This window comes from Armatimonas sp., from assembly GCF_043760365.1.
Lineage (GTDB): Bacteria > Armatimonadota > Armatimonadia > Armatimonadales > Armatimonadaceae > Armatimonas.
The window spans coordinates 1-2,406 of record NZ_JAYUPA010000056.1; the positions used below are offsets into that span (position 1 = coordinate 1).

Sequence of the window (2,406 nt, forward strand, 5' to 3'; positions counted from 1 at the left end):
CGCCTACGGCTGCCTGGCGAGGTAATCCGCGATCAGGCGCTCTTGGCGGGGGGGCTGCTCGTGGAGAAGCTCGGAGGGCGCAGCGTGCGGCCCTACCAGCCCGATGGCTTCTGGGACGAGCTCAATGTCTACGGAAATCTTAGAAACTACAAGAACGACACGCTGCCCGATGGCCTCTACCGGCGCAGTCTCTACACCATCTGGAAGCGCAGTGCTGGCCCTCCGACCATGGGCCTCTTTGATGTGCCGGGCCGCGACACGTGCCGCGTCAAGCGCAGCCGCACCAATACGCCGCTCCAGGCACTGGCACTACTCAATGAAGTGACCTTTGTCGAGGCGGCGCGTATGATCGGGCAACGCATGTTGCTAGAAGGCGGCTCGACTCCCGAAACGCGCATCGCCTGGGCCTACCAGACACTACTCGCGCGCCGCCCGAGCACGCAGGAGCTAACAATCCACAAGGCCGGCCTGGCGAAGCGCCTAGCACGCTATCAAGCGGCACCTGAGGAGGCGAAAAAACTACTCGCCCTCGGAGAGACAAAGCCCGACCCAAAGTGCGTACCCTCAGAGCTCGCCGCATACGCCCTGACCGCAAGTATCCTGCTCAACCTTGATGAGGCCATCACGCGGGAATAGGCGACGAACTATTCCAATGTGAAACGCGGCATCCCCGCCGGTGAGGACGAACCTATTGGTAGCCCATCCCAAACCTGCTCCGGATTTAGCCATTTGATATGCCCGTCGCAAAAGAGGTAGTGTGCGCCCCCAGAATGACGAAGCCAGCTCTTTTCGGGAGCGTCTTGTCTGCCTGCTTCATTAAACAGAAAAGGGTCATATCCGGAAAGAGTCGCAACTTTGTAAGGAGCATCCGTTAATAAAATAACCAAACCCGGTTGGCCAATCTTATTTTCTGAGGGAACCCCCGTAGTACTCAGGGGAAGTGTTTCTGCAATGTAGGTAAGATTAGAATTCAAACCATACCCAGGCACTCCATATTTAGGATAATCATCACGCTCAAATCTCCAATTCCCCTGTGCCTCTGGGCATGCCAAATTATTATTCAAACCTTGAATCTTTTTAGCTTCCCAAATACGATGACTAGGATAGTAGCCATCGTAATCGTCCGTATAAATTCTAAGCGCAATACTTATTTGGTGCATATTAGAAATGCATTTAGTGGCTCGAGACTTTCTTTGAGAGGCTGAGATCACAGGAAGTAAGATTCCAGATAAGATACCAATAATAGCGATCACAATAATAATTTCGATTAGTGTAAAATACTGTCGTTTCATTTTTCATCCCCTTCCCAGAACTTGGATTCTTGCAAGTAAGCATTGATTTGGATTTGTGTTTCCGGGTTGGCATTTTGATAAAGCTTGTTCAGAATGGGCACACACTCTTTGCTTTGCAGCTCATTACAAAGTATCAACAATATTGTTATGACATCTCCAGAGTGAGTATTAGACAGCAATACCATGACATCCAATATTTTTTGTTTTTGATCTTTCGAGAGAGAATTACGCGTCCCTTCTAATGCTCCCGTAAGAATTGCTGATTTCTGAATCAATTGTGGGCTGACCGGCACTAAATTTGCCTTCTTTAAATTCTCCAAGAAATAGATTAAATAGCTATCGTCAATTTGATGATAGGTACTTGCTTTGACTCTGCACTCTGAAGCTTTCCTAATTTCCAATTTCAGATTATCGTCAGGAAGAATCATCATTATTTTCAATTGTTTCTGATACATATATTCAATTTCTTCATTTAGCTTAGCTTTATTATAAATCGAATATATTATATATAATATTAATACAAATACGATACCTATTGATAATTTTTTCATAGTATTTTTATTTCCCAATATTGCCGGATGGCATATTCTATCTACCATCCGACAATTCTATTCTATGTTCCGATTAGTTCCCCCCCCCAATGGGGGTTCCTGTTGCCCCTTCTGCATGTGCGCCTATGGGCGTGCCCACATAGTGTGGCGCACTCCCACAAGGTCGCCCCGCGAATGCTGTTCTTGTCCATGTCAAGTGGTGACTATTGGGCGTTTCCCAGCACCCTTCACCGAATATCAAAGCCAGTCCCCCCGTATCACAGCGGTCACTCGGGCGCGTGTATGTACAGGTGCCGTTCGAATTTGGTCCACTTATTGTAACATCGCTACCACTATCATAAGTGATAACATACGCCTTTTCAAAGAAGGTACTCGCAAAGGTTGCTCCTTCCAGGAGCAGAGCAATACCAAGTACAGACAAGGCAACTTTTTGTGCCTTCGTAGACAATCGAAATCTCATCTTATATCCAACTTTCTTTTACAAATTTCTCGCCCCATGACGCCGGACGATCCACGCAGTGCTCCCCAAAATTAAGGATTCAGGACCCACTGACCATAGAGTA

3 protein-coding genes are annotated in these 2,406 nt (G+C 47.5%); 1 reads left to right on the forward strand and 2 read right to left on the reverse strand.

Annotated features, from left to right (window positions below; translation table 11 throughout):
• Positions 1-636: DUF1553 domain-containing protein (locus ACH2EH_RS01365; protein ID WP_395138075.1), on the forward strand; the 636-nt coding region annotated here is incomplete at its 5' end.
• A gap of 8 nt (positions 637-644) precedes the next feature.
• Here ACH2EH_RS01365 and ACH2EH_RS01370 read toward each other — a convergent pair.
• Complete coding sequence (locus ACH2EH_RS01370) at positions 645-1,292, reverse strand: H-X9-DG-CTERM domain-containing protein (RefSeq protein WP_395138079.1); 648 nt, start codon at positions 1,290-1,292, stop codon at positions 645-647.
• Positions 1,289-1,843, reverse strand: coding sequence for a hypothetical protein (locus tag ACH2EH_RS01375; RefSeq protein WP_395138080.1), 555 nt, complete (start codon positions 1,841-1,843; stop codon positions 1,289-1,291). The genes ACH2EH_RS01370 and ACH2EH_RS01375 overlap by 4 nt, the downstream gene beginning before the upstream one ends.
• Positions 1,844-2,406 lie beyond the last annotated feature (563 nt).

What these genes read in the sequence shown, in the direction of transcription:
- ACH2EH_RS01375 (WP_395138080.1), bottom strand. Translation starts at nt 1,843, where the DNA reads ATGAAAAAATTATCAATAGGTATCGTATTTGTATTAATATTATATATA.
- ACH2EH_RS01370 (WP_395138079.1), bottom strand. Translation starts at nt 1,292, where the DNA reads ATGAAACGACAGTATTTTACACTAATCGAAATTATTATTGTGATCGCT.